Here is a 26,546-nt window from a genome sequence, read left to right as displayed (position 1 = left end):
AAAATCTGTTCACTGGACGCACACACGCATCACGACGAACATCGCCCCCAAGGTTCGAGAAGGCCTTGAGTTGCTGTAAAGAAGGGAATTTCAAGGCGGATTTACGGGGGTGAACCCGCTTTGGAGACGCAAAAGCCCCGCCCGGCGTGATGCCGGGCGGGGCTTTTTTATCGCTGTTACCGAACGCTATTACAGCAGCGGGAGCGAGTAACTGAGGATCACGCGGTTTTCGTCCTGGGAGCGTGTGTTCGGCAGGTCGGTGCGCCAGGTGGCATTTTTCCAGGCCACGCCAAGGTTCTTCAACGGGCCTTCCTGTACGACGTAAGCAACGCTCAGGTCGCGTTCCCACTCGGAAGCTCCGCTGGCCGCCTCACCACCGCGAGCGTTGACCGTATCGATGTCGTCACCGTGCAGGTAAATCAGACCCGCCGTCAGGCCTGGCACCCCGACTTTGGCAAAGTCGTAGGAGTAGCGTGCTTGCCAGGTACGTTCGCCGGCACGGCCGAACTTCTGGATTTGCATGTCGGTGATGGTGTAGTTCGACGAACCGTCACCCTGGTTCAACCACGGGAAGTCGCTGCTACCGTTGCTGACCTGGTAACCACCACCGAAGGTGTGACCGGCAACCGTGTACAGGAACAGGCCGCTGTACAGGTTGTTGTCGACCTTGCCTTTGCCGTTGGCTGCGCCTTTGTAGTTACCCGTGGTGTAGTACAACGGGTTGCTGCCGTTGGCACCGTCGTCGGAGCTGTTGAAGTAGCGCAAGTCAGACTTCAGGATGCCCGGTCCGATAGCCCAGTTGTGCACCAGACCGAGGAAGTGCTGCTTGTAGAAGTCTTCCAGATTGCCATAGTAGTACTGGGCGGTCAGGTCTTTGGTGATTTTGTAGTCACCGCCGCCATAGATGAATTTGTTGCTGTCGCGAGCCGCTGCGCTACGGCCGTTGGCGCCGGAAATGGATAACTGTTGGTTGTTGCTCGAGTTACGCCCTTTGACCTGCTCGATCTGGCCACCGATCAGCGTCAGATCCTTGAACACGTCGTTGGAGGTGAGCTGACCACCCTGCCAGGTTTGCGGCAGCAGTCGACCGTCGTTGGTCACGATAACCGGCAGTTTTGGCTGCAGGGTGCCCAGTTTCAGCTCAGTCTGGGAAATCTTGGCTTTGGCAGTCAGGCCCAGGCTGGAGAAGTCATCAACCGCTTCGCCGTTGGACTTGCTCGGGAACACGGTGCCGCCGTACGAGTTACCGCTGGCGCCGTTGGTGCCGCCACCCGAATCCAGCTTGACGCCCAACAGGCCGATCGCATCGACACCGAAGCCGACGGTACCTTGGGTGTAGCCGGAGATGAAACGCAGGTCGAAGCCCTGGCCCCACTCTTCGTTTTTGTTCGGACCGGTACCGTCACGGTAATCGGTGTTGATGTAGAAGTTGCGCAACCCCAATGTTGCCTTGCTGTCTTCGATAAAACCCGCGGCGCCTGCCTGTTGGGCCACAACCCCAACGGCCACAGCCATGGCCAAGGTGGATTTGTTCATGTTTCGCTCCTCTGATTTCTAATTCTGTGTTTCTGGTCCTGGATCTGTCGCCCGGGATCCTCAAACGCATATTTCGCGGCAACCGTCTAAACCGGTCTTTTGGCCGCGGCAGGATACAGCTTCATAATTCCAAAAAGAATTGATTGAACAATCCTTCATACCAGTTAGGAATATGCCCATTCAGGGCAAGTTCGAGTATCGGCCGTCTGGCCAATGCCTGAACCGATCAATGTGTTGGGAGATGTAAAGTAGACACAATCCAGGACTCATCCGTGACTCCGGGACGGCGTTACTTTAGGCCGAAAGATAAAAAAGCTAAAAAGAATAAAAAATAACAATGATATTCTTTTTGGAAATATAAGAAAAACCGCGTAAAAAAGCCCCGCCAGCAGGCGAGGCTCTTTTACGCAGTGATTACAGGAAGCTGTAGGTGTAGTTGAAGATCAAACGAGTCTGATCTATATCGGGGCTGTTGGTGACTTCACTGCCACGGTAAACAGCATTACGCAGCGTTACGCCCAAACCTTTGAGGGCACCCTGCTGAATGGTGTAGTCGATGCGCATATCGCGTTCCCACTCGGATGAATCAGGGCCACGGCCGTTCGTTGCCTTGATGTTGTCACCGTGCAGATAAGCAATCGCGGTTTTAAGGCCCGGTACACCCAGTGCCGCAAAGTCGTAGGAGTACTGACCGAACGTGGTGTTTTCACCGGCACGGATAAAGCTGTTAACCATGGCGTCGGTGAACGAGTAGAAGCTGGCGCCACCGTTGCCTTCCGGGCGACCTCTACCATCGACTACGCTGCCCTGGTTCAGGAAGACGAAACCACCGTCATCGCTTACACGCTGGTGGCCCAACAGGAACGCGTTGCCACCCAGGGTGTAGGTGAACATGGCGCTCCAGGTCTTGTTGTCGACCTCACCCAGGTTCTTGGCGTAACCGCCGTTGTTGTTGAAGCGGTAGCCTGGATCGCCGTTCTTGCCGTCAGAGCCGCTGTCGAAATAGCGGATATCCGTCTTGAAGGATTGTTTGGCATCGATCGTGAACACATGGACCAGACCAAGGAAGTCCTGCTTGTAGTAGTCCTTCAGATTCGAATGGTAGTACTGCAGGGTCAGGTCTTTGGTGACCTTCCAGTCGGCACCGGCGTAGCGGAACTGGTTGCTGTCCTGGGTACCACCATTGACGGCCAGGCCGGTGGAGTTGGACGAGGCACGACCGGCTGCATGTTCCAGCTGACCTGCGTTGAAGGTTACGTTGTCGATTTCCTTCGACGTGATGGTGCCACCGTCAAAGGTCTGTGGCAGCAGGCGACTGTCGTTCGCTACCAGAATCGGCAGGCTTGGCTGCAGAGCGCCACCCAGGTGAGCTTCGGTTTTCGAGAAGCGAGCCTTGACGTTAGCGGCCGCACGGCTCCACTCGTCTACGGCCGAACCATCGGTATCGCTTGGGAAAAACGTGTTGGCGTCCGGATGATGGCCCTTGCCACCGTCCAGATGGATCCCCACCAGCGCCTGGGCGTCGATACCGAAACCAACAGAACCCTGAGTGAAGCCCGACAGATAATCAAACTTCAGGCCTTCGGCAGACTCTTTCTGATCCGCGCCGCCTTCGCGGTTATCGTTGTTGAAATACATCGTGCGGGAACTGACGGAAGCCTTGCTGTCTTCGATGAAACCTGCGGCGCCTGCCTGCTGCGCCAAAACCCCTACGGCTACGGCAAGAGCCAAGGTGGACTTGTTCATTGTGAAGCTCCTCTGGATTCTAATTGTTGTGTTCCTGGTTTCGAGTCGACGCCCGAAAATCCTAAGATGAGCGATTAGCGCCAGACCGTGACTCACAAGTCAATCGTAACCATGTGTGTCTACGACCATCGTCTAATGCCCGGCTTTTGGGTCACTGCAAGGTCTTGCGTGTGTCATAAACCTGAAAAGATTTAGCTGGCTCTTTTCTAAGACCATTTAGGCATTCAGCTCTGCGCCGCAACCGCTGCGGCCTAGAGCTAGAACCGCTCGCAAGCTAATTACTAAATGGTATTTATTGGTGGTTTTTTAGTTCGTTTAGCGCTCACGCAATTCGGAAACAATGCTTTTACCGAAAGGCGGCCCATGCCAATCAGACGCGCACTATCCGGATCAATTGTTACAGCTTGTGTATCGACGGCGGTTTCTTCGGCGCCCAAACGGGGAGTCTCACGGTTGGTTATCAAACCGGCATCGACCCTAGCGTTTCCGGATGCCAAGGCACAGCAAAGCACTGCGCTGCTGGACGGCGGCATGGCCAAGGCGATTGGTAGACGGCGAAGTTCCTGAAGGAACAAGGGAAGGTTGAAACGGTGCTGGCGGACTATTCGCCCTATGTCAGTGCGAAGTTTGTGGCTGAGTAGTGATCGTTCCCACGCGCGGGAACGATCAGGTGGGCCAACTCGGTTACAGGGCTTTTTCGAAGATCTTCGAATTACGCTGGTAGTTGTACAGCGATGCCCTCGCCGACGGCAGGCGCTCGACGCTGCTCGGCACGAAACCACGTTCGCGGAACCAGTGCGCAGTACGGGTGGTGAGGACGAACAGGGTTTTCAAACCCTGAGCCCGGGCACGGGTCTCGATGCGCTCCAGCAACTCATCACCACGACCGCCATGGCGATACTCCGGGTTCACCGCCAGGCACGCCAGCTCCCCGGCATCCGAATCGGCAATCTGATACAACGCCGCACAGGCGATGATCATGCCCTCTCGCTCAACCACGCTGAACTGCTCGATTTCGCGCTCCAGTACTTCACGGGAACGACGCACCAGGATGCCCTGCTCTTCCAGCGGGCTGATCAGATCCAGCAAACCGCCGACGTCCTCGATGGCCGCTTCGCGCACCACCTCGAATTGCTCCTGGGCCACCAGCGTACCGCCACCGTCGCGGGTGAACAGTTCGGTCAGCAGCGCGCCGTCTTCGGCGTAGCTGACAATATGGCTGCGAGCCACACCACCGCGGCAAGCCTCGGCCGCCGCATCCAGCAGTTCCGCCTGATAGTTGCTGCCCAGACGCTGCAGATGCGCCGGCACTTGCTGCGGACGCAACTCGCGAACCAGACGACCGTTCTCATCGATCAGGCCCGGCTCGGAGCCGAACAGCAGCAGCTTGTCCGCGCCCAATTCGATAGCCGCGCGGGTCGCGACGTCTTCACAGGCGAGGTTGAAGATCTCGCCGGTCGGCGAATAACCCAAGGGCGACAGCAGCACGATGGAGCGTTCGTCGAGCAGGCGATTGATACCCTTGCGGTCGACCCGGCGCACTTCGCCGGTGTGGTGATAATCGACGCCTTCAAGCACGCCGATCGGTCGGGCCGTGACCAGGTTGCCGCTGGTCACCCGCAGGCGCGAGCCCTGCATCGGCGATGAAGCCATGTCCATGGACAGCCGCGCTTCGATGGCAATGCGCAACTGGCCGACGGCATCGATTACGCATTCCAGGGTCGCGGCGTCGGTGATGCGCATGCCGTGGTGGTAGTGCGGGGTCAGGCCGCGAGCAGCCAGGCGCGCTTCAATTTGCGGACGCGAGCCGTGAACCAGTACCAGCCGCACGCCCAGGCTGTGCAGCAGCACCAGGTCGTGGACGATATTGCCAAAATTCGGATGCTCGACCCCGTCGCCGGGCAGCATGACGATAAAGGTGCAATCGCGGTGGGCATTGATGTAAGGCGAAGCGTGACGAAGCCAATTAACGTATTCGGGCATGAACCTGGGCCTGTAACAAATAGCAGCCAAAAAATGGGCGAAGCGGAAAACGCACAGCGGGCTGATGGTTATCGTCGGAACAGGCTTGGCGACACGCGCGGTCTCCTCATGAATACGGGTAGAAACATTGGCAATTTATACCTGCTGGAGCCGGCTTGCCGGCTCCTACAGCTTATGTGGGGCCGCTGTCAGGCAGTAATGTTCAATCAACTGACGTAATAGATGCACCGTAGGCTGCAAACGTGACATTTCCAGGTATTCCCCCGGCTGGTGGGCGCAAGCGATATCACCCGGACCAAGCACCAGCGTTTCGCAGCCAAGGCGCTGAAGATAAGGTGCTTCGGTGCCGAACGCTACTGCTTCGGCAGCATGGCCAGTGAGCTTTTCAGCAATTCGCACCAGTTCCGCATCCTCGGCCTGCTCGAAGGGCGGCACTTCGGGGAATAAGGGTGCGTAATCGATCTTCACCTGATGGCGCTCGGCAATCGGGTTGAGTTTGTGCAAGATCTCGGCGCGCAGGGCTTGCGGGTCCATGCCCGGCAACGGCCGCAAATCGAACTCCAGCGAACATTGGCCGCAGATGCGGTTGGGGTTGTCGCCGCCATGGATGCAACCGAAGTTCATTGTCGGGGTCGGCACACTGAACTGCGGATTGCGGAATTCGCGCTGCCACAACAGGCGCAGACCACGCAGTTCACCGATGGCATCGTGCATGGCTTCCAGAGCGCTGTGGCCCAGGCGCGGATCGGAGGAGTGACCGCTCTGCCCGAGAATGTCGATGCGCTCCATCATGATGCCTTTGTGCATGCGAATCGGCTTGAGCCCGGTCGGCTCGCCGATCACCGCCGCGCGCCCCAGAGGACGACCCGCGACTGCCAGCGCCCGGGCGCCAGACATTGAGCTTTCCTCGTCGCAGGTGACCAGAATCAGCAACGGCTGCTTGAACGGTTGGTCGAGCAACGGTATGACCGCTTCGATAGCCAAGGCAAAAAAACCCTTCATGTCGCAACTGCCCAAGCCCACCCAACGGCCGTCGACTTCGGTCAGTTTCAACGGATCGGTCTGCCATAGCGCGCCATCGAACGGCACGGTGTCGCTATGCCCGGCCAGCACCAGGCCCCCAGGACCGCTGCCGAAAGTGGCGAGCAGGTTGAATTTGCCGGGATTGACCTGCTGGATGTCGCAGGTAAAACCCAGCTCACCCAACCATGTCGCCAACAGATCGATAACCGGGCGGTTGGATTGATCGAGCCCGGGCTGGGTACAACTGACTGACGGTGCAGCGATCAGCGCAGCGAACTGATCTTTCATGGACGGCAATGGCATCGCTGACTCCCGGCTCCCGAATTGAGGTCCATCATAGAACCATCCGATGGCAGGAATAAACCGTTGCGGCGCGCAGGTTTTGCCAGTGCTGTACACTGCACGACCTTGGCAGCCACACATTCCCCCGGCTGCGCTCCCGATCCTGGATTTTCCGGCCATGCAGAAAGAAACCGAAATCAAACTCCGCGTCAGCCGCGAAACCCTCGCCGCCTTGCGCGAGCACCCACTCCTGAAAAAACGCAACAAAAGTGGCTGGGAACGCCGTGAGTTGATGAATCAATACTTCGACACGCCTGAACGCGACCTGGCCCGCGCCAAGGTTGCCCTGCGCCTGCGCCGCGATGGCGAAGAAGTGATTCAGACGCTCAAGACCCGTGGCCAGAGCATCGCCGGTCTGTCCGAGCGTAACGAGTACGACTGGAACCTGCCCAAAGCCAAGCTCGACGTTAAGAAACTCGACGGCGAATGCTGGCCCGAAGCGTTGGCCGACCTGGACAAAAAAACCCTCAAGCCGATCTTCACCACTGATTTCGTCCGCGAGCGCGCCGAAATCGCCTGGGGTCGTGGCAAGGCCAAAGTGGTGATCGAAGCCGCGCTGGACCTGGGGCATGTAGTCGTCGGCAAGCAGAAGGAAGAAATCTGCGAGCTCGAGCTGGAACTGCGCGAAGGCGAACCGGCGGCCCTGCTGGAACTGGCCGCCGAACTGGCCGAGACCCTGGCCTTGATGCCGTGCGACATCAGCAAGGCCGAGCGCGGTTATCGTTTGTACGACGCCCACAGCTATTCCCTGAGCCTCCCGGCGCCGCAGATCACTGCCGAAACTCCGCTGGACGACGCCTTCGCCGCGCTGAGCTGGCACTTGCTGGGCAGCAGCCAGCGCCTGGCCGAACAGTATCGTTTCAACGGTCACTGGCGTTTGTTGCAGGATTGGGTCGAAAGCCTCGCGGAAATGCGCGCCCTGATCAGCAGCCTCGGCCAAGCCGCTCCACGTCAGTCGACCCACGACCTGCGTGTCGCGCTCGATGCCCTGCTCGAAGACTGGCGCCCGCTGGTACAAGCCGGTGTCGACGACGAAGACGTGCGCAAAGCCGCGCCGGAGCAGTTCCTCGAAGAGCTGCAAGACCCGCGCTGGGGCCTGTTCTCCCTGACCACTTCGCGCTGGCTGCTGGCCCGCACCTGGACCGCCGAGCGCAACACCCGTGGCAATCGCCAAGGCGCTGCGCAACTAGGCAGCTGGCTGCCGCGCCTGCTGGGCGAAGAAGCCAACTCGCTGCAATTGCAGCGTTATCAGCAACAACCGGAAGACCTCGCCGAGCAACTGCCGCGCATCGAACGCATTCAGGTTTGGCTGCACCATGCGCGCACCGTGCTGGAAATCCCGGAGATGGACCGCTTGTTTGGCGAGCTGAAACAGTTGGCGCAACTGGCTAACGAGCCGATCACCGATGAATCGCTGGATGCACGCAAGCAGCAGGCGATTGCTGTTTATCAAAATCGCGCCTGGAAAATGCTGCTGCGCCTGTAATACCGCCATCGCCAGCAGGCTGGCTCCCACAGGGGATTTGTGGCGTACACAAAACCAATGTGGGAGCCAGCCTGCTGGCGATGGGGCCCACACAATTGCCGCAGAATCTCAGACCGGCAAACTGGTGGTCGACTTGATCTCCGATAACGCCACGATCGAATTCACCTCCTGAATCCCCGGTACCAGCGACAGCTTCTCGAAAAAGAACCGCTCGTACGCCTCGATGTCAGCCGCAACGATGCGCAGCATGAAATCCACTGCCCCCATCAGCACGTAACATTCCAGCACTTCGGGAAAACCGCGAATCGCCTCGGTAAACTCGGTGAAGTTCGAACGCCCGTGGGCGTTGAGTTTGACCTGCGCGAAAATCTGCGTGTTCAGGCCGATTTTCTTGCGATCGAGCAAGGTTACCTGGCCACGGATTATGCCCTCCTCTTTCATCCGCTGAATCCGCCGCCAGCACGGCGACTGCGAGAGCCCCACCTGCTCGGCGATCTGTGCGCTGGAAAGTGATGCGTCTTCCTGCAGCAACGCGAGGATCTTGCGGTCGTAGCTGTCCAGCTCGCTCTGCATAAAAAAACCCTGAATTGACTAACAAGCGAATTCAACAATTCTTGAAATGCGCCTTTTAGACCATCATAGAGAAGAAATACCCGGCGGCGGATGTAAAAATTTCTCCATGGAATCTGGAGCCCTGAACATGCCGCATCTCGAAGCCGTGAACACCCCACACACCCGCGCCGATGTCTGGAATGCCGGCAATGCCCATTGCCGGGCCCACTATCAATTGCTGGCCGAAGCCGAGCCGGACCTGCTGTGTCGCGCCCTTAACCTGTTCGCCTTGCAGTTGCTCACACCGCAACAAGTGAATGTGCAGCGTCAGGGCGATTTGCTGAACATCGGGATCGTCGTCGACGGTTTGAGCTGGCACCGGGCCCAAGTCATTGCGGAAAAACTTCGTAACCTGATCAGCGTCTGCTCGGTCGATCTGCAAGAGGCTGATTGCACATGGGTTGAAATGGCTCAGGCTGCGGGCTGAAAAACCCCGAAACGGCTTCATCGGGTAGTGGCCCAACGGTCTGCCGGGCCACGGCTATCCTTGGCGAACTGTTGTTCAAAAGGAGCCCGCATGTCCGTTCAACTCGTCTCTCAGGACCGCTGGCTGGATCTCAATGACGTACTGCGCGAGCTGGTCGCCCAGGGTTTTATCAGCCAGGATTCAGCCGAACACGCGCTCAACGCCCGGCGCCGCCATGCCGCCAATGGCCAGATGCATCCGCTGGAATTCATCGCCAATCAACATCTGGCCGATCTCAGTCGACCCGACAAATACCTGGACCTCGAAAGCCTGACCCTGTGGTTATCCCGGCAAGCCGGCCAGCCGTATTTGCGCATCGACCCGCTGAAAATCAATGTCGCGGCCGTCACCCCGTTGATGTCCTACGCCTTCGCCCAGCGCCACAAGATCCTCGCGGTCTCCATCGACCGTGACGCGGTAACGGTAGCCAGCGCCCAACCCTATGTCAGCGAATGGGAGGCCGACCTGACCCACGTGCTCAAGTTGCCGATCAAGCGCGTGGTGGCCAACCCGGTAGACATCCAGCGCTTCAGTGTGGAGTTCTTTCGCCTGGCCAAATCGGTCACCGGGGCGAACAATACCGATCAGCAGTTGAACAGCCTGGGCAATTTCGAACAGTTGCTCAACCTCGGCGCCAGCGACCAGGAGCCGGATGCCAACGACGCGCACATCGTCAACATCGTCGACTGGCTGTTCCAGTACGCCTTCCAGCAACGCGCCAGCGATATCCACATCGAGCCCCGACGTGAACAGGGCACGGTACGCTTTCGCATCGACGGCGTGCTGCACAACGTCTACCAGTTCCCGCCGCAGGTGACAGTGGCCATTGTCAGCCGCCTGAAAAGCCTTGGGCGCATGAACGTCGCGGAAAAACGCAAACCCCAGGATGGCCGGGTAAAGACCAGGACGCCCCACGGCGGCGAAGTCGAGTTGCGCCTGTCGACGCTGCCTACGGCCTTCGGCGAAAAAATGGTCATGCGGATCTTCGATCCTGAAGTGCTGCTCAAGGATTTCGACCAGTTGGGTTTTTCTGCTGATGACCTGCGTCGCTGGCAGGACATGACCCGACAGCCCCACGGGATTATTCTGGTTACCGGGCCTACCGGCTCGGGCAAGACGACTACCCTCTACACCACGCTGAAAAAACTGGCGACGCCAGAGGTCAACCTCTGCACCATCGAAGACCCGATCGAAATGGTCGAGTCGGCGTTCAACCAGATGCAGGTCCAGCACAACATCGACCTGACTTTCGCCGCCGGCGTACGCGCGCTGATGCGGCAAGACCCGGACATCATCATGATCGGCGAGATCCGTGATCTCGAAACCGCGGAAATGGCCATTCAGGCGGCGCTGACCGGGCACCTGGTGCTGTCGACCCTGCACACCAACGACGCGCCAAGCGCCATCAGCCGCCTGCTGGAGCTCGGCGTACCGCATTATCTGATCAAGGCCACGGTACTCGGCGTCATGGCCCAGCGCCTGGTACGAACGCTGTGCCCGCACTGCAAGGCCCCCCTGGCGTTGGGTGAAGAGGACTGGCAGACCCTGACCCGTCCCTGGCAGGCTCCACTGCCGGGCAGTGCCCACCGCGCCATCGGCTGCGTCGAATGCCGCGATACCGGCTATCGCGGTCGCGCCGGCGTCTACGAAATCATGCAGTTCAGCGATAGCATCAAAGCACTGATCAATCCCGACACCGATTTGCTGTCGGTGCGGCGCCAGGCCTTCAAGGAGGGCATGCGCAGCTTGCGCTTGTCGGGGGCGCAAAAGGTTGCGGCTGGTTTGACCACCATAGAGGAGGTGCTGCGAGTGACACCGCAAAGCGAGCAGAACTGAATTCTGCGCAGGGACGGTTCTTATCCGTGACCGGCGCCGATACACTCGAGCAATTGCAACTCCACGGATTCATACATCAACAAGGAATCGTTATGCAGATCGGTAGTGTTCTTTTACTTTTTGTCGGCCTGGTGGTCGCCATTCTGTTCATGGGTTTCAAAGTCGTGCCCCAGGGCTTTGAATGGACCGTCGAGCGTTTCGGGCGCTACACCAATACGCTCAAACCGGGACTCAACATCATCATTCCGGTCATGGACCGCATCGGGCGCAAGATGAATGTGATGGAAAGTGTGCTGGATATTCCGCCACAGGAAGTCATCACCGCCGATAACGCCACGGTACAAATCGACGCGGTGTGCTTCTTCCAGGTGGTCAACACCGCCCAGGCCGCCTACGAGGTCAACAACCTCGAACACGCCATTCGCAACCTGCTGCAGACCAATATCCGTACGGTGCTCGGCTCCATGGAACTCGACGCCATGCTCAGCCAGCGAGACGGCATCAACGAAAAGCTGCTGCGCACCGTCGACGAGGCGACCGCGCCGTGGGGCATCAAGATCACCCGGATCGAAATCAAGGACATCAGCCCGCCTGCGGACCTGATGGCGGCAATGTCGGGACAAATGAAGGCCGAACGTATCAAACGTGCGCAGATCCTTGAAGCCGAAGGCCTGCGTGCCGCTGCGATCCTGACCGCCGAAGGCAAGAAGCAGGCACAGATCCTCGAAGCCGAGGGTAGTCGCCAGGCCGCGTTCCTCGAGTCCGAAGCCCGGGAGCGACAAGCAGAGGCAGAAGCCCAGGCAACCAAAGTGGTGTCAGAAGCCATCGCCAGCGGCAACGTCCAGGCGGTCAATTACTTCGTGGCGCAGAAGTACATCGATGCCTTGGGCAAGCTGTCCTCGGCCAACAACAGCAAGGTGATCCTGATGCCACTGGAGGCCAGTTCGATGATTGGTGCAATCGGCGGCATCGGCGAAATCGTCAAGGCCACCTTCGACAACAAGAAAGCCTGAGGCTCGTCATGTGGTCATTTCTGCAGCATTTGTCGTACTGGGACTGGCTGGCGCTGGGCACGGTGCTGTTGATTCTTGAAGTATTCGGTGCTGGTGGCTACCTGCTGTGGATCGGCATGTCCGCCGCAGCCGTGGGGGTGTTGACCTTTATCGTGCCGGACCTGTCCTGGGAACTGCAGTTTCTGCTGTTCGGCCTGCTCTCGATTGCCACCGCCTTGTACTGGTGGCGGCGCCAGCGCACGGCGGTGCGCGTCAGCGATCAGCCCAACCTCAACCTGCGTGGTCAGGAACTGATCGGCAAAACCTTTGTGGTGCACGAAGCGATTGTCGACGGTCGCGGCAAAATCAAGGTTGCCGACGGTGTGTGGATGGCCCGCGGACCGGATGCTGCTACTGGCAGCCGCGTGCGGGTGGTCGGCCAGCAAGGGGCGATCCTGCTGGTCGAGGTGGCTGAGTAGGCGGCAACGGAACTGGATTGCGCATTGGCAATCCAACGCCGCAGTTAATCACTGGAGTCACCTTTATGCGTTTCAAACTTGCTATCGCTACCATTGCGCTGCTGTCCTTGCCTGTCGGCTCGGCGATGGCCGATAGCTTTTGGCAGAACGTCATCTCATCCGGTGCAACGACCGGCTCGACCTACCTGACCTTCAAGGATCACAAGCTGATCGTCGCTGCCCAGGACGATGCCGGCAGTTTCGTCGCCAGCGACGGCGGCATCCGTGGCCCGTACCTGGAATCGGCGATGCAGAAAGTCCGCGCCGACAATCCGGGGCTGCAGGCCACGGACATGGAGCTGGCGAATGCGATCCTTGCGAAGAATGCCGTAGCGTCCCAATAGATCGCCCGAGACACACACTAAGGGTGCGAGCATTTGTGGCGAGGGGGCTTGTGTGGCGAGGGGGCTTGCCCCCGTTGGGTCGCGCAGCGGCCCCAAAAAAAACAGGGCCTGCTTCGCAGTCCAACGGGGGCAAGCCCCCTCGCCACACAAGCCCCCTCGCCACAAAAAGCCCCCCCCTCTTAGCAAAAAGCCTCCCCTCTCCACACAGCCTCCCACGCTGGCTGTGTGCTGCCGGATATCAGCGATATTCATCCACCGGCACACACGCACAAAACAGATTGCGGTCGCCGTACACGTTGTCCACCCGGTTCACCACCGGCCAGTACTTGTGAGCCTTGGTGTGGGCGTCCGGCGTGACCGCCTGCTCGATGCTGTACGGCCGCTCCCAGATCCCGGTGATATCGGCCAAAGTATGAGGCGCGCCTTTGAGCGGGTTGTCTTCGGCAGGCCAGTTACCGTTTTGCACCTCGTTGATTTCTGCGCGGATGCTCAGCATCGCGCCGATGAAGCGGTCCAGCTCGGCCTTGGATTCACTTTCGGTCGGCTCGACCATCAATGTCCCCGGCACCGGAAACGACATGGTCGGCGCATGGAAGCCGTAATCCATCAGCCGCTTGGCGACGTCTTCTTCGCTGACGCCGGTCAGCGCCTTGAGTGGACGCAGGTCGAGGATGCATTCGTGAGCCACCCGCTCGTTACGCCCGGTGTAAAGCACTGGAAACGCGCCCGACAAATGCCGGGCCAGGTAGTTGGCCGCAAGGATCGCCACTTCGCTGGCGTCCGCCAGTTGTGGCCCCATCATGGCGATGTACATCCAGCTGATCGGTAGAATGCTTGCGCTGCCCCAGGGCGCGGCGCTGACGGCACCGTTCTGCGGCTGCGGCCCATCGATCGGCACGACAGGATGATTGGCCACGAACGGTGCCAGATGCGCCCGCACCCCGATCGGCCCCATGCCCGGCCCACCGCCGCCATGGGGGATGCAGAAAGTTTTGTGCAGATTCATGTGCGAAACGTCGGCGCCGATGTCCGCCGGGCGCGCCAACCCGACCTGGGCATTGAGGTTGGCACCATCCATGTAGACCTGGCCGCCATGCTGGTGGATCACTTGGCAGATTTCGCTGATGCCTTCCTCATACACGCCGTGAGTCGAAGGATACGTTGCCATCAGGCAGGCAAGCTTGTCTGAAGCGGCCGCGGCTTTTTCTTTCAGGTCGTCCAGGTCGACATTGCCCGCCTCGTCACACTCGACAATCACCACCCGCATCCCGGCCATTTGCGCCGATGCCGGGTTGGTGCCGTGGGCGGACGAAGGAATCAGGCAGACATCCCGCCCACCCTGGTCGCGGCTCTCGTGATATTTGCGGATCGCCAGCAACCCGGCGTATTCGCCCTGGGCCCCGGAGTTGGGCTGCATGCAAATCGCGTCGAAACCGGTAATCGCGCAGAGCCAGCGCTCCAGCTCTTCGATCATCAGTGCATAACCCGCAGCCTGCTCCTTGGGTACGAACGGATGCAGATTGGCGAACTGCGGCCAGGTAATGGGGATCATCTCGCTCGTAGCGTTGAGCTTCATGGTGCAGGAGCCGAGCGGGATCATCGATTGATTAAGCGCCAGGTCCTTGTTTTCCAGCTGTTTGAGGTAGCGCAGCATTTCGGTTTCGCTGTGATGGGCGCTGAACACTGGATGGCGCAGATAGGGTGAAGTACGTGTCAGCCCTTCGGGAATACCTCCGGTCAAGGTTTGCACATCCAGTTCCTCGACCTTCAGTCCATGGTCGGCTCCGAGAAACACATCGAAGAGTTTCGCCACAGTGGACTCATCGCAGGTTTCGTCCAGGCTCAAGCCCAATTGCCCGCGCCCCAGAATGCGCAGGTTGATCTGCGCAGCCCGGGCACTGTCGATGATCGCGGTCTGGGTGCCGCCGACCTCCAGCGTCAGGGTGTCGAAAAAGTGTTTATTAAGGCGACTGACACCCTTGCGTTCCAGGCCGGCGGCGAGGATGCAGGTCAGCCGATGAACACGCTGGGCAATCCGCTTGAGTCCTTCCGGACCGTGGTAGACCGCATAAAAACTGGCGATATTGGCCAGCAGCACTTGGGCGGTACAAATGTTCGAGTTGGCCTTTTCCCGACGAATATGTTGCTCGCGGGTTTGCAGGGCCATGCGCAGGGCGGTGTTGCCTCGGGCATCCTTCGACACGCCGATGATCCGCCCGGGGATCGCCCGCTTGTATTCATCGCGGCTGGCAAAAAATGCTGCGTGGGGCCCGCCGTAGCCCATGGGCACGCCGAAACGCTGGGATGAACCGAACACCACATCGGCGCCCAACTCGCCCGGGGGGGTCAGCAACAGCAGGCTGAGCAAGTCCGTGGCCACGCAGGCCAGCGCTTGCTGGGCATGCAGGTGATCGATCAACGGCCGCAGGTCATGGATTTCGCCATGGGTATCGGGGTATTGCAGCAGCGCGCCGAACACCTGGTGCTGCTTCAAGTTATCCACAGCGTCGACGATCAGCTCGAAGCCGAACCCGTCGGCGCGGGTCTGCACCACGGAAATGGTCTGCGGATGGCAGTTTTCGTCGACAAAGAACAGGTTGCTTCTGGACTTGGCGACCCGCTTGGCCAGGGCCATGGCTTCCGCAGCGGCCGTGGCTTCGTCCAGCAGCGAGGCGTTGGCCAGTTCCAGCCCGGTCAAGTCGATGGTCAACTGCTGAAAATTCAACAGTGCTTCGAGGCGCCCTTGGGCGATCTCCGGTTGATACGGGGTGTACGCGGTGTACCAACCAGGATTTTCCAGCACGTTGCGCAGAATGACGGCCGGCGTCAGCGTGCCGTGATAGCCCATGCCAATCAGGCTGGTCCACACCTGATTCTGCTCGGCATAGCCGCGCAGCTTTGCCAGCGCCGCTACTTCATCGAGTGCCGGAGGCAAGTCCAGCGCACGATTCAGGCGAATGCCGGGCGGTACCGTTTGTTCGATCAGTTCGACCCGGCTGCCCAGACCGAGACTGTCGAGCATCGCCTGTTGCTCGGCGGCATCGGGCCCGAGGTGGCGGCGAAGAAAGGCATTGGGGTCGCGTAACTGGCTCAGGGACGGCAACTGGGACATGACGGGCTCTCTTTTGACTGGCGCTCAACGTCGATGCAACACGGTCAAAACAGCATAGCAGCCACTACCAACAGTGAACCCTGTAGGAGCGAGCATGCTCGTGATGGACTTGAGAGCGCCGCGGGGTGTGAGGCCCCCCGCGTTATCGTTAACGACCATCGCGAGCATGCTCGCTCCTACAAAGGGAATCCGCACAACAAAAAAAGCCCCGACAAGTCGGGGCTTTGGGATGACGCTGAACACTTACTCGCCGATGGCAGCCTTGTAGCCGGCAGCATCGAGCAGCTTTTCCAGGTCAGCGGCATTGCTTGGTTTGATCTTGAAGATCCACGCGCCGTACGGGTCGGAGTTGAGCAACTCAGGCTCAGCGCTCAGCGCGTCGTTGACCGCGATCACTTCACCGGCAACCGGGGAGTAAATGTCGGAAGCAGCCTTGACCGACTCAACGACGCCGGACTGATCTCCAGCGGCAAACACGTTACCCACTTCCGTCAGTTCGACGAACACTACATCGCCCAGCGCTTCCTGCGCGTGATCGCTGATGCCCACGGTGACGGTGCCATCGGCTTCCAGACGTGCCCATTCGTGACTTTCGGCAAAACGCAGGTCGGCAGGGATATCGCTCATGTTGTGTGTCCTCAGGAAAATTATCAGCGGTCGTTGCCCGCCGGAAAAGGTTAGATCAAGGTTTTACCGTGGCGTACGAAGGTTGGTTTGACCACCCGGACCGGGTACCACTTGCCACGGATTTCCACTTCAGCGCGGTCGGCAGTTGCCATCGGCACGCGCGCCAGTGCAATCGACTTGCTAAGCGTAGGAGAGAAACTACCACTGGTGATCTCCCCTTCGCCAACATCGGCGATGCGGACCACCTGATGAGCGCGCAAAACTCCACGCTCCTCAAGGACCAGACCGACCAGTTTGTGCTGTATACCCGCCGCCTTCTCAGCTTCCAGGGCCGCGCGGCCGATGAACTGGCGGTTGGCCGGTTCCCAGGCGATGCTCCATGCCATGTTCGAGGCCAGCGGTGAAATGTCCTGCTGGATATCCTGACCGTACAGGTTCATGCCCGCTTCGACGCGCAAGGTGTCCCGGGCACCGAGGCCAATCGGGGAAATCCCGGCACCGACCAGATCGTTGAAGAAGCCGGGGGCCTGATCGGCGGGCAGAATGATCTCCAGCCCGTCTTCGCCGGTATAGCCGGTGCGCGCGATGAACCAGTCACCGTCGGGCTGACCTTCGAAGGGTTTGAGGAGCTGGATCAGGTTGCTGCGGGACTGGTTCACCAGTTCGGCAATCTTGTGACGGGCGTGAGGGCCCTGAATGGCCAGCATCGCCATCTCCGAACGCTCACTGAGCTGCACGTCGAAGCCGTCCAGATGAGCGCTCATCCAGGCCATGTCCTGATCGCGGGTGGAGGCGTTGACCACCAGGCGATAGCCTTCATCGAGTCGATAGACAATCATGTCGTCGACGATACCGCCGTGCTCGTTGAGCATGGTGCTGTATTGCGCACGGCCGGGGCTGTGCAGGCGTTCGACATCATTGGCCAGCAAATGCTGGAGCCAGGCTTTGGCCTGGGAGCCGCTGACATCGATCACGGTCATGTGGGAAACATCGAAGACACCGCAATCGCGGCGCACCTGATGGTGTTCCTCGACCTGCGATCCATAATGCAAAGGCATGTCCCAACCGCCAAAATCGACCATCTTCGCGCCAAGAGCGAGGTGAAGGTCATACAGAGGCGTACGCTGTCCCATGGGTTTCTCCTTCCGGGCGTGGCGAAGGTGCGGACAAGTGCTGAACGGAGTGCAGGCCTTGAATTACAAAGCCTTTAGCCGATTTCAGCTACCTGGTCTGTAGGACAGACCGCACCGAATGCCGCGCATTGTAGCTGCAAGGTGTAGGACTGGCACCTAGGTGTTTCGATGCGCCGAACGTCGGATCAATCCGATGACCGGTAACAGCCCGACCAAAACCAGGGTCAATGCCGGTAACGATGCCCTCGCCCACTCGCCTTCGCTGGTCATTTCAAAGATCCGCACCGCCAGTGTGTCCCAACCAAACGGGCGCATCAGCAGCGTCGCGGGCATTTCCTTGAGCACGTCGACGAACACCAGCAAAGCAGCACTCAACGTGCCGGGCAGCAACAGCGGCAGATACACCTTGAAAAACAGTCGCGGCCCACTGACGCCAAGGCTACGTGCCGCTTCGGGCAAAGATGGCCGTATACGCGCCAGACTGTTTTCCAGTGGCCCGTAGGCCACAGCGATGAAACGCACCAGATAGGCCAGCAGCAGCGCCGACAGACTGCCCAGCAAAAGCGGCTTGCCAGCGCCCCCGAGCCATCCGGAGAGCGGGATGACCAGCTCCCGGTCCAGATAGCTGAACGCCAGCATGATCGAAACCGCCAGCACCGAACCGGGCAAGGCATAGCCCAGGTTGGCCAGACTGACGCCGGAACGGACCGCGGGCGTGGGCGCCAATCGTCGGGCAAATGCCAGCATCAGGGCGACGCAGACGGTGATCAGCGCTGCCATGCCGCCCAGGTACAGGGTATGAACGATCAGCCCGGCGTAACGCTCATCGAGATCGAAGCGCCCGCGCTGCCAGAACCACGCGATCAGTTGCAGCATCGGGATGACGAAGGCACAGGCGAATACCAGACCGCACCAACCCATGGCTGCCAGCGCCTTGAGTCCCCGCAGGTGGTACAACGCCTTGACGCGCGGTCGCTCGTTGCTCGCCCGGTTGGCCCCGCGAGCGCGACGTTCGCCGTACAGCACTAGCATCACCACCAGCAGCAAAAGGCTGGCCAGTTGCGCCGCTGTGGACAGGCTGAAAAATCCGTACCAGGTCTTGTAGATCGCGGTGGTGAAGGTGTCGAAATTGAACACCGAAACCGCGCCGAAATCCGCCAGCGTCTCCATCAGCGCCAAGGCCACGCCCGCGCCGATGGCCGGTCGTGCCATGGGCAACGCCACCCGCCAGAACGCCTGCCAGGGTGTCTGCCCAAGTACCCGCGCCGCTTCCATCAGGCCTTTGCCCTGGGCGAGGAACGCGGTGCGCGCCAACAGGTAAACATAGGGATAGAACACCAGCACCAGCACCACAATCACCCCGCCGGTGGAGCGCACCCGGGGCAGTCGCAACCCGCTGCCAAACCACTCGCGCAACAACGTCTGCACAGGTCCGGCGAAATCCAGCAGGCCGACGAAGACAAACGCCAGCACGTAGGCCGGAATCGCGAAGGGCAGCATCAATGCCCAATCCAGCCAGCGCCGGCCGGGGAACTCACAGAGGCTGGTCAGCCAGGCGAGGCTGACGCCCAGCAGAGTGACTCCCACGCCAACGCCGAACACCAGGGTCAGAGTGTTGCCCAGTAAGCGTGGCATCTGCGTGTCCCAGAGGTGGGACCATATTTGCTGGTCGATGCTTTGCCAGGACAGAAGCAGGACGCTCAGGGGAAGCAAGACCAGCGCAGCGATGGCGAAGACGATGGGGTACCAGCGGCGTTGGGCGGGGTGGGCCACGTTTGGGTCTCTGAAGATTTGGGTAGTTTTTGGACGATGTGGATGGCTTTGGTTCCGCCCCTCACCCTAGCCCTCTCCCGGAGGGAGAGGGGACTGACCGCGTAGTCTATTTGAATTTTTGCGACCTGATATTCCGAGTCGAACTCAGGATTCGAAAACTACGCAAATCGGCCCCCCCAGAGGCCATCCGAATGGCCGGGGCGAGGCAGCGATGTTAAAGCATGACGCCCAATACCAAACGACTCAGTTCCAGCCCGCCCGATCCATCATGCGAATCGCTTCAGCCTGACGTTTACCAGCGACCTCAACAGGCAAGGTATCCGCCACAAACTTGCCCCATGCCGCCACTTCTTCCGAAGGTGCCACAGCCGGGTTGGCCGGGAACTCCTGGTTCACGTCAGCGAAGATTTTCTGTGCCTCAGGTGTGGTCATCCACTCCACCAGAGCCTTGGCGGCTTCCGGATGCGGCGCATGTTTGGTCAGGCCAATGCCCGAAAGGTTGACGTGCACACCACGGTCAGCCTGGTTCGGCCAGAACAGCTTCACCGGCAGTTCCGGCTTCTGCTTGTGCAGGCGCCCGTAATAGTAGGTGTTGACGATGCCGACGTCGCACTGACCGGCGTTGATCGCCTCGAGCACCGCGACGTCGTCGGAGAAGACATCGGTGGACAGGTTGTTGACCCAACCCTTGAGGATTTCCTCGGTTTTGGCAGCACCGTGCACTTCGATCATGGTGGCGGTCAGGGACTGGTTATAGACCTTCTTCGCCGTACGCAGACACAGGCGGCCTTCCCAGTTCTTGTCGGCCAGGGCTTCGTAGGTGGTCAGTTCACCGGGTTTGACCCGCTCGGTGGAGTAAGCGATGGTCCGCGCCCGCAGGCTCAGGCCGGTCCAGGCGTGAGAGGACGCGCGGTATTGCAGGGGAATGTTGCTGTCGATCACTTTGGAGGTGAACGGCTGCAGGATGCCCATTTGTTCAGCCTGCCAGAGGTTGCCGGCGTCGACGGTGAGCAGCAGGTCGGCGGTGGCGTTCTCGCCCTCGGCCTTGATCCGCTGCATCAGCGGCGCTTCCTTGTCGGTGATGAACTTCACTTTCACACCGGTTTTTGCGGTGTAGGCATCGAAGACCGGCTTGATCAGCTCGTCGATACGCGAGGAGTAAACCACCACCTCGTCAGCGGCCTGGGCGGCGGTGCTGCCGATCAGGGTCAGGGCGATTGCGGTCAGTAGACGCTTCGGTGCCAACATGGGAGCGGTCTCTCGATTGAAAAATGAGGCCAAATGATAAGGACTCACATTTGCCTTCTCAATCGAACAGTGCGTCGAGGAGTTACCAGATGTTGCACAGCCTAAGTTTTCCACCTGTGGCGAGGGGGCTTGCCCCCGTTGGGCTGCGAAGCAGGCCTGCATTTACTCAGAAATCCTGGGCAACCCGTCTGCGACCGCTACGCGCTCGAACGGGGGCAAGCCCCTCGCCACACGTCAGGGTTTGGCGAGGGCGGGCAAATCCCCGGTCAGCCCGAGCGCTTCTCGCACGAACAGCGCTTTCGCCTCGGGCATCTGCTCGACCATCTTCAAACCGGTATTGCGCAACCAGCGCACCGGCAGCGGATCGGCCTGGAACAAGCGCTCGAAGCCTTCCATCGCTGCCATCAACGCCAGGTTGTGCGGCATGCGTCGGCGCTCGTAACGGCTAAGAACCTTCACGTCCGCCAGGCGTTCGCCGCGGGCATTGGCTTGCAGCAGCACCTCGGCCAGCACTGCAGCATCAAGGAAACCGAGGTTCACACCCTGCCCGGCCAAAGGGTGAATGGTGTGGGCCGCGTCGCCGATCAAAGCCAGACCTTCAGCGACATAGCGCTTGGCATGGCGCTGACGCAGCGGTACGCACAGGCGCGGGTCAGCGCTGAGCACTTCACCGAGCCGGCCTTCGAAGGCGCGTTCCAGGTTCTTGCAGAAGCGTTCGTCGTCGAGAGCCATCAGGCGCTCTGCTTCCGCTGGGGTGGTCGACCAGACGATCGAGCACCAGTCTTGCTGCCCGTCCCGCTCCAGCGGCAGGAACGCCAGAGGTCCGTCATCGGTAAACCGTTGCCAGGCGGTCATTTGGTGCGGCTTGGCACAGCGCACGCTGGTGACGATGGCATGATGCAGATAATCCCATTCACGAGTGGCGACCCCCGCCAGGCGCCGCACCGCTGAATTGGCACCATCTGCCGCAATCACCAATGGCGCGCGCAGGGTACGGCCATCGGCCAGGGTCAGCAGCCAGTCGTCGCCGGAGCGGCGCATCTGTTCCACGCGTGCATTGGCCAACATGCCCAGATCACAGTCGTGCAGGCGGTCGAGCAAGGCGTCTTGAACCACGCGGTTTTCGACGATATGCCCCAGCACATCAGCGTGTACGCTGGCCGCTGCAAAATGAATCTGCCCGGTGCCGCTACCGTCCCAGACATGCATGTCGGTGTAGGGGCTGCTGCGCCGTCTGGCGATGCCGTCCCACACACCCAGACGTTCGAGAATCCTCTGGCTGGCGGCCGACAGGGCACTGACGCGCGGTTCGAACGGTGCCTGCCCGTCGAAAGGTTTGACGCTCAGGGGGCTGCCGTCCAGCAGCAGGACTTCCAGCCCGCTGTCCTGTAACGCCAGCGCCAGGGCGCTGCCGACCATTCCGGCCCCGACAATCAGCAGATCTGCGCGCATTTCCATGCTTTAAGCCTGTCTCTCTTGCGGCTTGAGCCGCACATATAGGGTTTTTCCGACCCGCGCCACCAGGTGGCCGGCGCCGTCGTGAATGTCGACCTGCAATTGCGGCAGGTATTTTTCGCCATTGGCGGTCTGGCGGCGGATCTCATCGAGCAAGGTATCGTCGATGGTGAAACGGGCGAACACCGGGCCTTTGCCCGGCGCGATGAAGTCGATGTCGGCCGCCTTGTCCCAGACGATGTACTGGCGCCCGAGATTTTCCATCAGCATCAACATGAAGAACGGGTCGACCATCGAATACAGGCTGCCACCGAACTGGGTGCCGACGTAGTTGCGGTTATACCAGCCCAAGCCCATCGACACCCTGACGTCACGAAAATCATCGCTGATGTGCTGCACCCGCACACCCGCGCCGAGGTACGGCGGGTAAAGCGCCATGAACCTGCGCAGCAACCGCGCCTTGCCGAATCGGCGGATCAACCAGCTACGCATCCGGACGTGTACCCAGACCCATGGCCTGACGGGCGAACCAGCGTTTCGCCGGCGGCAGCAGATCAAGACCGAGCAAACCGATGTTGCGCCCCAGGGACACCAGCGGCTGCTGACTGCCGAACAGGCGGGTGACCTGGTCGGAGAAGCCCACGGTGAGGCTCTGATCGAGGCGCTGGCGCTCGCGATAAGCCTGCAACGTGGCGAAATCGCCCAGTGACTTGTCACTGGCGAGCAAGGCGTCAGCCAGGGCCTGGGCATCGCGAAGGGACAGGTTGAACCCCTGGCCGGCAATCGGATGCAGGCTGTGGGCCGCGTTGCCGAGCACGGCCAGGTGCGGTCGCACCTGTTCTTCCGCTTCCACCAGGGTCAGCGGATACAAATGCCGCGCACCCACCTGCTTCAGGGTGCCGAGGCGATAGCCGAACACACTCTGCAATTCGCTGAGGAAGCTACGCTCGTCGAGAGCCGCCAGGCGTTGCGCGTCCATACCCAGGCGGGTCCAGACCAGCGCACAGCGATTGTCCGGCAGTGGCAGCAGCGCCATCGGGCCTTCGTCGGTGAATCGCTCGAACGCCATGCCGTTGTGCGCTTCGCTCGGTGTGATGTTGGCGATCAACGCACTCTGGTTATACGGGCGCTTCCTGATGCCGATCCCCAACTGCTCACGCAACCCGGAACGGCCGCCATCGGCGAGCACGGCGAGATCGCATTCCAGGGTGGTTTCATCGTTGAGGGTCAGGCGATAACCATCGGTCAGTGGCTCCATGCGCGTGACTTCGGCCGGACAACGCCAACTGATCACGTCCTTGTCCAGGCCTTGCCACAGGCATTGGCCGAGCCAGGCGTTTTCCACCACGTAGCCCAGCGCCGGAACGCCCTCTTCCATCGCAGACAGCCGCGCGGTGGAGAAGCGCCCTCGGTCGGAAACGTGTATCTGCTTGATCGGCTCGGCGCGGCGGGAGATCTCCTGCCATACGCCCAGCCGTTGATAAATCTGCCGGGAACCGAAGGACAATGCCGAAGACCGGGCGTCGTAGCTCGGCTGGTAGGTATCGCCGGGGGCGAACGGCTCGATCAGCACGATCTTCCAGCCCCGGGCACGGGCCCCGGCCTGCAGGGCCAACGCCAGGCTGGCACCGACCAGGCCGCCACCGATGATTGCCAGGTTGACTCGACTCATGCCGCTTGCGTCCGCGCAGCAGCCATCAAGGCTTCGATCTCGGCGACCGTTTTCGGAACGCCGCCCGTCAATATTTCACAGCCGGTTCTGGTGACCACTACATCGTCCTCGATACGCACGCCAATGCCGCGCCATTTCTTCGCCACGCGCAGGTTGTCCGGGGCAATATAGATCCCCGGTTCCACGGTCAGCGCCATGCCGACCTCCAGCACGCGCCACTCGCCGCCGACCTTGTATTCGCCGACATCATGCACGTCCATGCCCAGCCAGTGGCCGGCGCGGTGCATGTAAAACGCCTTGTAGGCTTCGCTGGCGATCAACTCGTCGACATCGCCCTGGAGCAGCCCCAGTTTGACCAGGCCAGAAGTAATGACCCGTACCGTCGCCTCATGCGCCTGGTTCCAGTGTTTGTTCGGGGCAATTTCGGCGAATGCCGCTTCCTGGGAAGCCAGCACCAATTCGTAGATCGCCTTCTGCTCCGCTGAATATTTGCCGCTGACCGGAAAGGTGCGGGTGATGTCGCTGGCATAGCAATCGATTTCACAACCGGCATCGATCAGGACCAGATCGCCATCCTTGAGCGCTGCGTCATTCTGCTGGTAATGCAGGATGCAACTGTTGCGCCCCGCCGCGACGATCGAACCGTAGGCCGGCATCTTCGCCCCGCCCTTGCGGAATTCGTAGTCGAGTTCGGCTTCCAGGCTGAATTCGTGCAAACCGGCGCGACAGGCCTGCATCGCGCGCACGTGTGCCCGGGCGGAGATCCTGGCGGCTTCGCGCATCACCTTCACTTCTGCTGCCGACTTATACAGGCGCATGTCGTGCAACAGGTGATCCAGGGCAACGAATTCGTTCGGCGGCTGCGCACCGAGGCTGGCCTTGGAACGGATCACGTTGATCCAGTCCATCAAGTGCCGGTCGAATTCCGGGTTGCTGCCCATTGCCGAATACACGCGGTCGCGCCCCTCGATCAGGCCCGGCAGGATGTCGTCGATATCCGTGATGGGGAAGGCATCATCGGCGCCAAAGTCGCGAATCGCACCTTCCTGCCCCGCCCGCAGCCCATCCCATAATTCGCGCTCGGCGTTGCGTTCGCGGCAGAACAGGATGTACTCGCCATGCACTCGCCCCGGCATCAACACCAGGACGGCCTGAGGCTCGGGGAAACCACTGAGGTACTGGAAGTCACTGTCCTGACGGTAGACGTGCTCGACGTCGCGGTTACGAATCGCCACCGCCGCGGCGGGCAGGATGGCGATGCTGTTGGGTTCCATCTGCGCCATCAAGGCCTTGCGGCGACGACTGTATTCCGTTTTCGGGATATGAATCATGGGCAGATGGCGTTCCCTGGCATTGATCAGTGCAGCGATGGTTTGGCGGCAGCCGCCGCGTCTTTTCTGGTTTCGGAAAACAGCAACAGCGGTGCGATGCGCACGTATTCCATGACTTCCATGTAATCGCTTTCGCCGTCATCCGACTCTTCCAGGGCGTCTTGCACCTGGGAAATAGCGGCCAGATCCTGCAACACTTCGTTAGCCTCGGTGCTCAGGGTGCTGCTGTCACGGCAATTGAGGCCGAAACCGCTGAGGAAACCCTGGCACCACAGGCCCAGTGCAGCGGCACGCTCGGTGAGCGGGGCATCGTCGGTCGGCAGCAGTAGAACCACGGTCACGTCGTCACCGGTGAGCTCACCCTTGACCATCTGTTGCAGGCCGATCAGGGCGTTGCGGACGTTGTCCTGAGGCTCGTTTTCGAGCAGCTCGGCGGCATCGACCAGCCAGCCATCGGCTTCGAAACCGGCACCGGCACAGCTACGGCCGAGCAACAGGCCGTGCAATTCGGCGGGCGAGACGGGGTGACCGCTGCTGTTGAGCAGAGTGGCGAAGGCTTGGTACGGGGAATTCTGAATGGTCATGGGCAGCTAGGCGCCAGACGGCGCTATGTCTAGAATGAAGGCCTTGTATCCTACATCGACTACCCCTGTAGGAGCGAGCATGCTCGCGATGGTCGCCAACGATAACGCTGGGTAGCTGATACCCTGCGGCGCTCTCGGGCTCATCGCGAGCAGGCTCGCTTCTACACAGTCCAACCCCATCAGACAGTGAAGACAATGGAAGACACCGACCTGCAAGCGCTGATGGCCAGACTCGAACTGCTGATTACCCGAGTCGAGCAACTTAAGAGTCAAAACGCACTCTTACAAGCTCAGGAAAAGACCTGGCGCGAGGAACGCGCGCACCTCATTGAAAAAAACGAAATCGCCCGGCGTAAGGTCGAATCGATGATTTCGCGCCTCAAGGCCCTGGAGCAAGACTCATGAGTTCAAGCAATAGCGTCACCGTGCAGATCCTCGACAAAGAGTATTCGATCATCTGCCCCCAGGAAGAACGCAGCAACCTGGTCAGCGCCGCCCGTTACCTGGACGGCAAGATGCGTGAAATCCGCAGCAGCGGCAAAGTCATCGGCGCCGACCGCATCGCCGTGATGGCCGCGCTGAACATCACCCATGACCTGCTGCACAAGGAAGAACGCCCGGACATCCAGGCCAGCGGCTCGACCCGCGAGCAGGTTCGCGACCTGCTCGATCGCGTCGATCTGGTGCTCGCTACCGATCCGGACGTCACCAAAGGCTGATTCACGTT

At 60.3% G+C, this 26,546-nt stretch carries 23 protein-coding genes and 1 pseudogene; 9 read left to right on the top strand and 15 right to left on the bottom strand.

The window, feature by feature from the left end; translation table 11 throughout:
• Positions 1-189: 189 nt before the first annotated feature.
• Both KW839_RS05025 and KW839_RS05020 read right to left on the bottom strand, forming a co-directional pair.
• Positions 190-1,536, bottom strand: a complete 1,347-nt coding sequence (locus KW839_RS05025) for an OprD family porin (RefSeq protein WP_060542471.1) — start codon at positions 1,534-1,536, stop codon at positions 190-192.
• Between the two features lie 414 nt (positions 1,537-1,950).
• On the bottom strand, positions 1,951-3,282 hold the full coding sequence (locus tag KW839_RS05020) for an OprD family porin (protein ID WP_218423614.1): 1,332 nt from the start codon (positions 3,280-3,282) through the stop codon (positions 1,951-1,953).
• A 480-nt stretch (positions 3,283-3,762) separates the two neighbouring features.
• On the opposite strand from KW839_RS05020, the pseudogene tauA reads away from it, so the two are divergent.
• Positions 3,763-3,923 (top strand): annotated as a pseudogene (gene tauA / locus KW839_RS27545) (taurine ABC transporter substrate-binding protein); the annotation flags it as partial.
• Positions 3,924-3,966: 43 nt separating this feature from the next.
• On the opposite strand, the gene argA reads toward tauA, so the two are convergent.
• Together argA and argE are read right to left on the bottom strand one after the other, a co-directional pair.
• Positions 3,967-5,265 (bottom strand): amino-acid N-acetyltransferase, encoded by a 1,299-nt coding sequence (argA, locus tag KW839_RS05015; protein WP_060542473.1) that lies wholly within the window; start codon positions 5,263-5,265, stop codon positions 3,967-3,969.
• A 165-nt stretch (positions 5,266-5,430) separates the two neighbouring features.
• Positions 5,431-6,591, bottom strand: coding sequence for an acetylornithine deacetylase (gene argE / locus KW839_RS05010; protein ID WP_218423613.1), 1,161 nt, complete (start codon positions 6,589-6,591; stop codon positions 5,431-5,433).
• Between the two features lie 157 nt (positions 6,592-6,748).
• Between argE and KW839_RS05005 the strand changes: the two genes are divergently transcribed.
• Complete coding sequence (locus KW839_RS05005) at positions 6,749-8,116, top strand: inorganic triphosphatase (protein ID WP_218423612.1); 1,368 nt, start codon at positions 6,749-6,751, stop codon at positions 8,114-8,116.
• 108 nt (positions 8,117-8,224) lie between these two features.
• Here the strand turns inward: KW839_RS05005 and KW839_RS05000 are convergent, their stop codons facing one another.
• A complete protein-coding gene (locus KW839_RS05000; RefSeq protein WP_060542476.1) occupies positions 8,225-8,689 on the bottom strand; it encodes an Lrp/AsnC family transcriptional regulator in 465 nt (154 codons plus the stop codon).
• A 127-nt stretch (positions 8,690-8,816) separates the two neighbouring features.
• Here KW839_RS05000 and KW839_RS04995 point away from each other — a divergent pair, with 127 nt between their 5' ends.
• The 5 genes from KW839_RS04995 (at position 8,817) to KW839_RS04975 (ending at position 12,884) form a co-directional block, all read left to right on the top strand.
• Positions 8,817-9,155, top strand: a complete 339-nt coding sequence (locus tag KW839_RS04995; protein ID WP_060542477.1) for a hypothetical protein — start codon at positions 8,817-8,819, stop codon at positions 9,153-9,155.
• A 90-nt stretch (positions 9,156-9,245) separates the two neighbouring features.
• Positions 9,246-11,030, top strand: coding sequence for a GspE/PulE family protein (locus KW839_RS04990; RefSeq protein ID WP_218423611.1), 1,785 nt, complete (start codon positions 9,246-9,248; stop codon positions 11,028-11,030).
• A 92-nt stretch (positions 11,031-11,122) separates the two neighbouring features.
• Complete coding sequence (locus KW839_RS04985; RefSeq protein WP_060542479.1) at positions 11,123-12,043, top strand: SPFH domain-containing protein; 921 nt, start codon at positions 11,123-11,125, stop codon at positions 12,041-12,043.
• A gap of 8 nt (positions 12,044-12,051) precedes the next feature.
• The gene (locus KW839_RS04980; protein WP_218423610.1) at positions 12,052-12,501 is read left to right on the top strand and encodes an NfeD family protein; all 450 of its coding nucleotides are present in this window, start codon (positions 12,052-12,054) and stop codon (positions 12,499-12,501) included.
• Between the two features lie 65 nt (positions 12,502-12,566).
• The gene (locus tag KW839_RS04975) at positions 12,567-12,884 is read left to right on the top strand and encodes a DUF2388 domain-containing protein (protein WP_218423609.1); all 318 of its coding nucleotides are present in this window, start codon (positions 12,567-12,569) and stop codon (positions 12,882-12,884) included.
• A gap of 238 nt (positions 12,885-13,122) precedes the next feature.
• Here the strand turns inward: KW839_RS04975 and gcvP are convergent, their stop codons facing one another.
• The 10 genes from gcvP to KW839_RS04925 all read right to left on the bottom strand — a co-directional run bounded on the left by gcvP (position 13,123) and on the right by KW839_RS04925 (position 25,819).
• A complete protein-coding gene (gene gcvP / locus KW839_RS04970; RefSeq protein WP_218423608.1) occupies positions 13,123-15,996 on the bottom strand; it encodes an aminomethyl-transferring glycine dehydrogenase in 2,874 nt (957 codons plus the stop codon).
• A 243-nt stretch (positions 15,997-16,239) separates the two neighbouring features.
• A complete protein-coding gene (gcvH, locus tag KW839_RS04965; RefSeq protein WP_060542483.1) occupies positions 16,240-16,623 on the bottom strand; it encodes a glycine cleavage system protein GcvH in 384 nt (127 codons plus the stop codon).
• Positions 16,624-16,673: 50 nt separating this feature from the next.
• Positions 16,674-17,756 carry a glycine cleavage system aminomethyltransferase GcvT gene (gene gcvT / locus KW839_RS04960; RefSeq protein ID WP_218423607.1) on the bottom strand — a complete coding sequence of 361 codons (1,083 nt, stop codon included), beginning with the start codon at positions 17,754-17,756 and terminating at the stop codon, positions 16,674-16,676.
• Positions 17,757-17,912: 156 nt separating this feature from the next.
• Complete coding sequence (locus KW839_RS04955; protein WP_218423606.1) at positions 17,913-19,529, bottom strand: iron ABC transporter permease; 1,617 nt, start codon at positions 19,527-19,529, stop codon at positions 17,913-17,915.
• Positions 19,530-19,772: 243 nt separating this feature from the next.
• A complete protein-coding gene (locus KW839_RS04950; RefSeq protein WP_060542486.1) occupies positions 19,773-20,777 on the bottom strand; it encodes an extracellular solute-binding protein in 1,005 nt (334 codons plus the stop codon).
• A gap of 234 nt (positions 20,778-21,011) precedes the next feature.
• A complete protein-coding gene (locus KW839_RS04945; protein ID WP_218423756.1) occupies positions 21,012-22,229 on the bottom strand; it encodes a 2-octaprenyl-3-methyl-6-methoxy-1,4-benzoquinol hydroxylase in 1,218 nt (405 codons plus the stop codon).
• A gap of 9 nt (positions 22,230-22,238) precedes the next feature.
• Positions 22,239-22,724, bottom strand: coding sequence for a DUF4442 domain-containing protein (locus KW839_RS04940; protein ID WP_060542488.1), 486 nt, complete (start codon positions 22,722-22,724; stop codon positions 22,239-22,241).
• Positions 22,717-23,904 (bottom strand): 2-octaprenyl-6-methoxyphenyl hydroxylase, encoded by a 1,188-nt coding sequence (gene ubiH / locus KW839_RS04935; protein WP_218423605.1) that lies wholly within the window; start codon positions 23,902-23,904, stop codon positions 22,717-22,719. Before ubiH ends, KW839_RS04940 begins: the two co-directional genes overlap by 8 nt.
• Positions 23,901-25,235, bottom strand: a complete 1,335-nt coding sequence (gene pepP / locus KW839_RS04930) for a Xaa-Pro aminopeptidase (RefSeq protein ID WP_060542490.1) — start codon at positions 25,233-25,235, stop codon at positions 23,901-23,903. The genes ubiH and pepP overlap by 4 nt, the downstream gene beginning before the upstream one ends.
• 26 nt (positions 25,236-25,261) lie before the next feature.
• On the bottom strand, positions 25,262-25,819 hold the full coding sequence (locus tag KW839_RS04925; protein ID WP_060542491.1) for a YecA family protein: 558 nt from the start codon (positions 25,817-25,819) through the stop codon (positions 25,262-25,264).
• A 195-nt stretch (positions 25,820-26,014) separates the two neighbouring features.
• Here KW839_RS04925 and KW839_RS04920 point away from each other — a divergent pair, with 195 nt between their 5' ends.
• Together KW839_RS04920 and KW839_RS04915 are read left to right on the top strand one after the other, a co-directional pair.
• Positions 26,015-26,224, top strand: a complete 210-nt coding sequence (locus KW839_RS04920) for a TIGR02449 family protein (RefSeq protein WP_096817418.1) — start codon at positions 26,015-26,017, stop codon at positions 26,222-26,224.
• Positions 26,221-26,538, top strand: coding sequence for a cell division protein ZapA (locus tag KW839_RS04915; protein WP_008055229.1), 318 nt, complete (start codon positions 26,221-26,223; stop codon positions 26,536-26,538). Before KW839_RS04920 ends, KW839_RS04915 begins: the two co-directional genes overlap by 4 nt.
• Positions 26,539-26,546: the final 8 nt, after the last annotated feature.

Origin of the sequence: Pseudomonas sp. PDM31, from assembly GCF_019218965.1 — a bacterium.
Taxonomy (GTDB): domain Bacteria; phylum Pseudomonadota; class Gammaproteobacteria; order Pseudomonadales; family Pseudomonadaceae; genus Aquipseudomonas.
The sequence above is the reverse complement of the archived record's forward strand: the minus strand, read 5'-3'. Positions and strand labels throughout refer to the sequence as shown.

Bases quoted from the DNA above. Each gene is read 5' to 3' on its own strand.
- gcvP (WP_218423608.1), bottom strand. From the start codon at position 15,996: ATGTCCCAGTTGCCGTCCCTGAGCCAGTTACGCGACCCCAATGCCTTT.
- KW839_RS04925 (WP_060542491.1), bottom strand. From the start codon at position 25,819: ATGACCATTCAGAATTCCCCGTACCAAGCCTTCGCCACTCTGCTCAAC.
- KW839_RS05000 (WP_060542476.1), bottom strand. From the start codon at position 8,689: ATGCAGAGCGAGCTGGACAGCTACGACCGCAAGATCCTCGCGTTGCTG.
- KW839_RS04990 (WP_218423611.1), top strand. From the start codon at position 9,246: ATGTCCGTTCAACTCGTCTCTCAGGACCGCTGGCTGGATCTCAATGAC.
- argA (WP_060542473.1), bottom strand. From the start codon at position 5,265: ATGCCCGAATACGTTAATTGGCTTCGTCACGCTTCGCCTTACATCAAT.
- KW839_RS04945 (WP_218423756.1), bottom strand. From the start codon at position 22,229: ATGCGCGCAGATCTGCTGATTGTCGGGGCCGGAATGGTCGGCAGCGCC.
- KW839_RS05020 (WP_218423614.1), bottom strand. From the start codon at position 3,282: ATGAACAAGTCCACCTTGGCTCTTGCCGTAGCCGTAGGGGTTTTGGCG.
- gcvH (WP_060542483.1), bottom strand. From the start codon at position 16,623: ATGAGCGATATCCCTGCCGACCTGCGTTTTGCCGAAAGTCACGAATGG.
- KW839_RS04995 (WP_060542477.1), top strand. From the start codon at position 8,817: ATGCCGCATCTCGAAGCCGTGAACACCCCACACACCCGCGCCGATGTC.
- KW839_RS04950 (WP_060542486.1), bottom strand. From the start codon at position 20,777: ATGTTGGCACCGAAGCGTCTACTGACCGCAATCGCCCTGACCCTGATC.
- pepP (WP_060542490.1), bottom strand. From the start codon at position 25,235: ATGATTCATATCCCGAAAACGGAATACAGTCGTCGCCGCAAGGCCTTG.
- KW839_RS04940 (WP_060542488.1), bottom strand. From the start codon at position 22,724: ATGCGTAGCTGGTTGATCCGCCGATTCGGCAAGGCGCGGTTGCTGCGC.
- KW839_RS04920 (WP_096817418.1), top strand. From the start codon at position 26,015: ATGGAAGACACCGACCTGCAAGCGCTGATGGCCAGACTCGAACTGCTG.
- KW839_RS04980 (WP_218423610.1), top strand. From the start codon at position 12,052: ATGTGGTCATTTCTGCAGCATTTGTCGTACTGGGACTGGCTGGCGCTG.
- KW839_RS05005 (WP_218423612.1), top strand. From the start codon at position 6,749: ATGCAGAAAGAAACCGAAATCAAACTCCGCGTCAGCCGCGAAACCCTC.
- KW839_RS04985 (WP_060542479.1), top strand. From the start codon at position 11,123: ATGCAGATCGGTAGTGTTCTTTTACTTTTTGTCGGCCTGGTGGTCGCC.
- KW839_RS04975 (WP_218423609.1), top strand. From the start codon at position 12,567: ATGCGTTTCAAACTTGCTATCGCTACCATTGCGCTGCTGTCCTTGCCT.
- argE (WP_218423613.1), bottom strand. From the start codon at position 6,591: ATGCCATTGCCGTCCATGAAAGATCAGTTCGCTGCGCTGATCGCTGCA.
- ubiH (WP_218423605.1), bottom strand. From the start codon at position 23,904: ATGAGTCGAGTCAACCTGGCAATCATCGGTGGCGGCCTGGTCGGTGCC.
- gcvT (WP_218423607.1), bottom strand. From the start codon at position 17,756: ATGGGACAGCGTACGCCTCTGTATGACCTTCACCTCGCTCTTGGCGCG.
- KW839_RS05025 (WP_060542471.1), bottom strand. From the start codon at position 1,536: ATGAACAAATCCACCTTGGCCATGGCTGTGGCCGTTGGGGTTGTGGCC.
- KW839_RS04915 (WP_008055229.1), top strand. From the start codon at position 26,221: ATGAGTTCAAGCAATAGCGTCACCGTGCAGATCCTCGACAAAGAGTAT.